The organism is Leifsonia sp. HAY1-4F, assembly GCF_056755275.1.
Window position 1 is genome coordinate 1 of the sequence record NZ_JBNDHX010000146.1, and the last position, 6,811, is coordinate 6,811.

The 6,811-nt window shown below is 70.0% G+C and carries 7 protein-coding genes and 1 pseudogene; 2 read left to right on the plus strand and 6 right to left on the minus strand.

Annotated elements, in window-relative coordinates; translation table 11 throughout:
• The first annotated feature begins 52 nt into the window (after positions 1–52).
• Both ACPYOG_RS18070 and idi read left to right on the plus strand, forming a co-directional pair.
• Positions 53–1,672 carry a hypothetical protein gene (locus ACPYOG_RS18070; protein WP_481295537.1) on the plus strand — a complete coding sequence of 540 codons (1,620 nt, stop codon included), beginning with the start codon at positions 53–55 and terminating at the stop codon, positions 1,670–1,672.
• On the plus strand, positions 1,669–2,220 hold the full coding sequence (gene idi / locus ACPYOG_RS18075; protein ID WP_481295538.1) for an isopentenyl-diphosphate Delta-isomerase: 552 nt from the start codon (positions 1,669–1,671) through the stop codon (positions 2,218–2,220). Before ACPYOG_RS18070 ends, idi begins: the two co-directional genes overlap by 4 nt.
• Before the next feature lie 99 nt (positions 2,221–2,319).
• Here the strand turns inward: idi and ACPYOG_RS18080 are convergent, their stop codons facing one another.
• The 6 genes and pseudogenes from ACPYOG_RS18080 to ACPYOG_RS18105 form a co-directional block, all read right to left on the minus strand.
• A complete protein-coding gene (locus ACPYOG_RS18080; RefSeq protein ID WP_481295539.1) occupies positions 2,320–3,060 on the minus strand; it encodes a glycoside hydrolase family 16 protein in 741 nt (246 codons plus the stop codon).
• Between the two features lie 10 nt (positions 3,061–3,070).
• A complete protein-coding gene (locus ACPYOG_RS18085) occupies positions 3,071–3,598 on the minus strand; it encodes a hypothetical protein (RefSeq protein ID WP_481295540.1) in 528 nt (175 codons plus the stop codon).
• A gap of 98 nt (positions 3,599–3,696) precedes the next feature.
• Positions 3,697–4,299, minus strand: a complete 603-nt coding sequence (gene dcd / locus ACPYOG_RS18090) for a dCTP deaminase (RefSeq protein ID WP_090040595.1) — start codon at positions 4,297–4,299, stop codon at positions 3,697–3,699.
• 9 nt (positions 4,300–4,308) lie between these two features.
• Positions 4,309–5,292: an NAD-dependent epimerase/dehydratase family protein gene (locus tag ACPYOG_RS18095; protein ID WP_481295541.1), complete on the minus strand. Its 984-nt coding sequence runs from the start codon at positions 5,290–5,292 to the stop codon at positions 4,309–4,311.
• A gap of 147 nt (positions 5,293–5,439) precedes the next feature.
• Positions 5,440–6,528 (minus strand): ABC transporter substrate-binding protein, encoded by a 1,089-nt coding sequence (locus tag ACPYOG_RS18100; RefSeq protein ID WP_481295542.1) that lies wholly within the window; start codon positions 6,526–6,528, stop codon positions 5,440–5,442.
• 92 nt (positions 6,529–6,620) lie between these two features.
• Positions 6,621–6,811, minus strand: a pseudogene (locus ACPYOG_RS18105) (hypothetical protein); the annotation flags it as partial.

Consider the following 6,811-nt stretch of genomic DNA (forward strand, 5'->3'; position numbering starts at 1 on the left):
GTAACTATACATTTACTTGTAAGAGTACATGCAATGAAAGGAGGAGTTTCCGATGACGAACATCGATGACTCCACACAGACGCCGCCCGGATACTGGTTCGGCGTGATCGAGGGCCGGCTGCACGAGCGGATGCGCGAAGCGCTCGCCGACCAGGGACTGCGCCGCGGAGGCTGGCGCATCCTGCACACACTCGCCGAGGGTCCGGCGTCCGCCGCCGAACTCGGCGAGAAGCTGCCGCACCGGGGCGACCGCGGGCGCGACCGGCACAACGACGGCGACCCGCGCCACGACCGCGACCGGCATCACGACCACGGACGTAACAGCGACCGAGACCCCGCCGCCGAGCGCGGCGAGCGTGCAGACGGCCACGAGGACGCACAACGCGCCCATGGATGCGAGCACCACGCCCACGGCGGAGGATACGGCTACGGCGCATACAGCGAATACGGACACCGCGGGTATGGGCAACGCTACGGCGACCCCCGCCACGGCGACGCTCGGTACGGCAACCCCCGTTACGGCGACGCCCGGCCTGGGTTCACACCCGGCAGTCACAGCCACCCCGGATGGCGCGACCAGGAGCCGCGGGACGAGCGCCCGGCCGGTGCGGAGTACCCGACGGACGGTCAGCGTCCCGGCCCGGACGCGGATTACGCGCACCACAATCACGAGCTGCACGCGCACGACCACGACCACCATGAACATGACCACCATGAACGCGAGCTCCACGACCACGAGCACCACCACGACGGTCACGCCGCTCACCCCGGCGCCGAGCGCGCGTTCGAGCGCGGCTACGAGCACGGCTTCGACCGCGGCTACACCTTCGGAGCGGCGCGGGCCGGCCAGGCCTTGCCCGGGGCGTTCCCGCCGGCGCCGTTCGGTCCCTCCCACGGCGGCCACCCGTTCGCCGGGCCCTTCGCAGGCAGCGGCGCGCCCTTCCCCGGTCACTTCCCCGGCGGGTACGGCAGTCCCTTCCCCGGCCACTTTCCCGGCGGGTTCGAGAGCCCCTTCCCCGGTCACGTCCCCGGCGGGTACGGCAGTCCCTTTCCCGGATACTTCCCCGGCGGATTCGGCGGCCCCTTCCCGGGCGGAGCACCCTTCGGCGGTCATGGCCACGGCCAAGGCGACGGCGGCTGGGGTCCGTTCGACGGCGACCCGCGCCGGTTCCGTCGGGGCCACCAGGGCGGCCGCGGCTACCGCGGCGACCACCGCATCCGCCGCATCCACCGGATCGAGCACATCCTCGCCGACTTCGTCGAGCGCGGCTGGGTGTGGTTCGACGGCGACCGGGCGACCTTGACGGACGAGGGACGCGCCGCCCACGACGCCGCCGTCGAGCGCGTCAGCGCGGTGCGGGAGGAGCTCATGAACGGTATCGCCGAAGACGACTACGCCACCACGATGGCGACCCTCGAGGCGATGGCCCGCAACCTCGGCCGGCGGCCGGCGCAGAGCGTCGAGCAGTCCGCGGATGAGCCCGACAACGAGGACGCCAACGAGCCCGGCAACGAGGACGCGAACGAGCCCGGCAACGACCACGCGAACGAGCCCGGAGCAGGACCGGACCCGGCCTCCAGCGCAACTGCCGGCCCAACCCCCGACGCACACCCGGACGCACCAGACAGCCTGGACTCCCCCGCGGACGGCGAACCTAAGATGGAGGCATGACCCCACCCCGCGAAGAGGTCGTGCTGCTCGCCGAGGACGGCACGCCCATCGGCACGGCGGACAAGGCGAGCGTGCACACGGCCTCCACGCCGTTGCACCTCGCCTTCTCCTGTCACCTCTTCGACGGGGAGGGACGGCTCCTGGTCACACGTCGCGCGCTCGGCAAGGCCACCTGGCCGGGCGTCTGGACCAACTCGTTCTGCGGTCATCCGGCGCCCGGTGAGCGGAGCGAGGATGCCGTGCGGCGCCGCGCGGCGGACGAGCTCGGCGCCGAGATCGACACCCTCGCGCTGGTGCTCCCCGACTTTCGCTACAGGGCGGTGGATGCGGCGGGCATCGTCGAGCATGAGCTCTGCCCGGTCTACACGGCGACCATCGTCGGCGAGCTCGCGCCGTCGGCGGACGAGGTCGCCGAGTGGACGTGGGTCGATCCGCGCCCGCTGCTGGCCGCGGTGGAGGCGACCCCCTGGGCCTTCAGCCCCTGGCTGACGCTGCAGCTTCCCGCTCTCTACGCCGACCGGAGCGCCGAAGCTTCGGGTCAGCTGTGAGCCGGACTCACTATTTTCCACCTGTGTAATGGACTGTGGATAACTACACCGCGCATATGCCGCCGCCTGCATCCATTCCTGTATCGGCGGGGTCCCTTGTCAGTGCGCCCACACCCGGTCCACAGAGAGCGTCGGCACGAAACCGCCGCTTGCCGGGTGGCTCCCATCCGGGAAGTCGAACACCGCGAGCATGATCTGAAGGGGATACTGCGGCGGGTCGTCGAGCATCCGCACCGCCCGGCCATCCACCCGGAACGTCGCCTCCACGCCGTCCCAGCTCACCTCGTACGCGTGCGGTTCGGTCACGTCGATGGGCAGAGGGACCTTCTCGAAGTCCTCCGTCAGCTGCGGATCGCGGAACGCGTGGAAGCCCATCCCGACAAGCGCTTCCTCTTCGCCGATGTCGCGCCCGAACACCTCCATCACGCAGATCTCGCCGCTGCGCTGCGGCTGGTCCTCGAAGCCGACCAGCCAGAGCGACGCCATCGAGCGCGTGCCCAGGTAGAGCGAGGCGCGCATCCCCACCGTTCCGTGCTCGAGGAGGCAGCCGCGGAACTCCTCCTGGGCCTCCCGGACACGCAATCCCTCGCGGAACGGCTGCTGCCCGGCGGTCGAGCCGGCCGGGCCGGAGAAGTTGCCCGTCTGCAGCCCGGAGACCCGCAGCGGCGGCTGGTGCTCTCCCGGGCACCAGAGCCCCTGCTCGGGCGGGATGCTCAGCTCGAGGTGGGAGTCGTGGATGAGGTAGCTCGCCCGGCTCCCGGCCAGCGAGCTCCAGGCAGGCAGGTAGTGCGGGAGCCAGACCGTGCGGTCGAGCCCGGGCGCGTCGAAGTCGTCGAACACCGGCCCTCCCTCATCCGGTGCGAGTGGCGTCGATGTGCTGCTCGAGCCACCACGTGCGTCCCTCGTCGTCGGAGACCCAGCCGTCCCACTCGAACGAGTTCTCGGTGATGTTGGAGAAGTTCCAGCGGATGGGGCGGCCGTCGGTCTGCGTGCCGTCCTGCCGGATCCCGTCGCGCCGGTGCGGAGTCGCGACGAGGGTGCAGAAGTCGCCCGCCTCCGCGCCGAACCAGCTGACGCGCCAGGCGCCGAGGGCGGTGTCGTAGACGCGGACGGTCGAGCCGCGGCCCTGACGGCCCTCGGGATCGGTGTCGTCGCGGATGACGAGGACGTCCTGCACCGCGCGGCCGCCGAGGGTGTAGGCGAAGATCCACTCGTTGACGGATTCGCGCCACGCGCCGGTGTCCTCGTCGAGCAGGCGGACGTCGGCGCTCCAGCTGCCGACGAGCCGGCCGAACAGTTGCATCCGCTGCGGGTTGTGCGCCATTGGGCCGCTGCTGATCAGGGCCCGCGCGAAGGCCGCGTCGGTGGTCTCGCTCATGGTGCCCCTCTTCTCTGTGTCCGATTCGAGCTGGTCCGGATCGAGCTGGTGCGATCCGAGATGGTGCGATCCGAGAGCGGTGCGGAGCTGGACGCAGGTCAGGCGGGACGACCCGCCTCGGTGCTCGTGACGTCCGTGCGGTGGAAGTTGAGGTGCGACCGCGAGGCCGTCGGCCCGCGCTGCCCCTGGTACCGGGAGGCGTACTCGGCCGAGCCGTACGGACGCTCGGCGGCCGACGACAGGCGGAAGAAGCACATCTGGCCGATCTTCATGCCCGGCCACAGCTTGATCGGGAGCGTAGCCACATTGCTGAGCTCCAGCGTGACGTGGCCCGAGAACCCCGGGTCGATGAAGCCGGCGGTGGAGTGGGTGAGCAGTCCCAGCCGGCCGAGCGAGCTCTTGCCCTCGAGCCGCGCGGCAACGTCGTCCGGCAGGCTGACCATCTCGAACGTCGACCCGAGCACGAACTCGCCGGGGTGCAGGATGAACGGCTGGTCCGCATCCACCTCGACGAACCGGGTCAGCTCGGGCTGGTCCTCGGCCGGGTCGATGAAGGGGTACTTGTGGTTGTCGAACAGGCGGAAGAAGCGGTCGAGGCGCACGTCGATGCTCGACGGCTGGACCATCTCCGGCTCGTACGGCTCCAGGGCGATCCGCCCGGCACCCAGCTCGGCCTTGATGTCGCGATCGGAGAGAAGCACGAGGTCAGCCTACCGGTAGCGCTCCGGCACGCCACGTCCTCCCGTCTCCACCTGGCCGTCCTCGATCAGCCACTGCAGCGCCTCGGCCGCTGCCCGCAGGCTGGTGTACGCCGGCTCGTAGCCGAGCAGCCGCCGGGCCTTCTCGATCGAGACGGACGGGCTCCGGGCGATGTGCTCCCACGTCGCCGCCGCGTGCTCCGGCTCGGTGAGCCGGGCGAAACGCTCGTACGGCTCGAACCGCAGGTGGGGCTCGGCGTCGAACCAGCCGGCGACGGCGGTGGCGAAGCCGCGGAGGGTGAGCGCGCGGTCGGAGACGACGTGGAATCCTTCGCCCACGGCGTCCGGGGCGGTCAGCGCCAGCTGGAACGCCTGGGCGACGTCATCGGCGTGGACGTGGTGCACGGTCTCGAGGCCGAAGTTGGGCAGGACGACCTCCTCGCCGGCGGCGAGCCGGCGCCAGACATCGAGGTCGAGATTCCCCGCCGGGTTGATCAGGTTCCAGCCGGGACCGCTGATGTGGCCGGGATGCAGCACGACGCACCGCAGGCCGCCGGGCCGCCGGGACTCCTCCAGCAGGAGCCGCTCGATCGCGTCCTTGTTCACGCCGTACTCGCCGAACGGCTCGCGTGCCTCGTCCTCGCTCAGCGGCACAGCGGTGGCGGGGCCGTGGATCCAGATCGTCCCGCAGCTGACCAGCAGGCTCACACGTCCGCGGAGCCCGTCCACGAGCTTCTGCGCGGACCCGGGAGTGAAGCAGACCAGGTCGATGACGGCATCCGCGCCGAGGTCCGCGATGCGCCCGGCGAACGTGCCGTCGGCATCCCCCTGCTCGCGGTCGAGCCGGACGCGCTCCACCGCGTCCCAGGCGGGGTCCGGATGGTAGGGCTCGCTCTGTCCGCGGCTCACGGCGACGACCTGGTGGCCCGCCTCGACCAGGCGCGGCACGAGGTAGCTGCCGACATGCCCGGTGGCTCCGATCACGACTGTATGCATGGCATCCACACTCTCATGGTCGCAGGCCCGCGGTTCGCGCGGTTGCCGCCCGCAAAAAGAATCGGCCCACCAGGTTGAGGTCTGGTGGGCCGATCGGGGCCGGAGAGCGGGGCGGGCTGGCGCCCCGGGGGTGCCCTCCGGAGTGGGTCAGCCGTTCGCGCCGGCCGGCTTCGTGGTGGGGGTGAAGCCCTCCAGCTTGTTGGCAGCGTCAGCGTACTTCTGGGTGAAGGTGCTGCTGTAGGAGATCTTCGAGGTGTCGACGCCGATGGTCTTCTCCATGTCGAAGATGACCTTCGGTCCACCGGCAGGCATGATGCCGTCCGGTAAGAACTGGCCCTTGTCCTGGGTCAGCCCATCGATGTACTGCTGCTTGCTGATCGTGGCGTTCTGCACGAAGTCCTGCGGCAGCTTGTTGGCGATGTCAGCGGCGCTGTGCGTGGAGATCCAGTGCATGGTCGCAACCAGGGCGTCCACCACCTTCTGGGCGGCGTCCTCGTGGTCCTTCACCCAGTCGGCACGGGCCAGCAGGCCGGCCGCGGGCCAGGCGCCGCCGAGCGCCTTGGTGGCACCCTTCGTGGTGGCGAGGTCGACCGCCGTCGTCGCGAGGTGCTGCGAGAGGAGGGCACCGACCGTCGGCTGGGTCGTCATGACGCAGTCGGCGCTTCCGCGCTGGATGGCCGCGATCGCCGTCGAGCCGGCGTGCACCGCGATGGTGGTGTACTGCGTCTTGGAGATGTCGTGCTGAGCCGCCAGGAACTGGGTGAGCTCATCCGTGCCGGAACCGAGGTCCGTCACGCCCATGTTCTTGCCCTTGAAGTCGGCGGCCGAGTTGACTCCGCTCTTCGGTGAGCACATCTCGCGCTCTCCCGGTGCGCCCGAGAGCTGGACCAGGTTGATGACATCCTTGCCCTTCGACTGGAAGTCGACCGTGTGGATGTACCAGGCACCGGCCAGGTCGACCTGGCCGGACGCCATGGCGTCCTCTGCGCCGACGCCGCCGTTCTGCTCGGTCGAGAGCTCCATGTTCACGCCGTACTTCTTATAGAAGCCCAGGTTCTGTGCGAGCTGGTAGGGCAGGTAGATCTGCTTGTCGAGGCCGCCGACCATCATCTTGACGGTCGGCATGGGTGCGGCGCTGGAGCTGCCTCCGGCCGAGCCTCCGCCCGAGCTGCAGGCTGCGAGGCTGAGGGCGACCATGCCCGCTGCGGCGAGGACACCGATGGTGCGTTTCTTCATGAGTGCTGTTCCTTTCGTGTCGCCGGCGGGGGCCGGCGGTCTGCGTCATTGCAGGTCTGTGTTGGTGGCGTTCTGGCGTCGCGTCGTGCGGGTCAGATCGCCTGTGCCTCGGAGCGGCTCGGCGGCCGCCACTTGAGCAGGGACTTCTCGAGGAGGGTGATGAGGTACTCGGCCACGAGCGTGACCACCGCGACGATCACCATGCAGGCGAAGACGGTGTCGGGATCGAAGTTGCCCTGCGCCTGGCTGATGATCAGTCCGACGCCGTGCTGTGCGCCGAGCA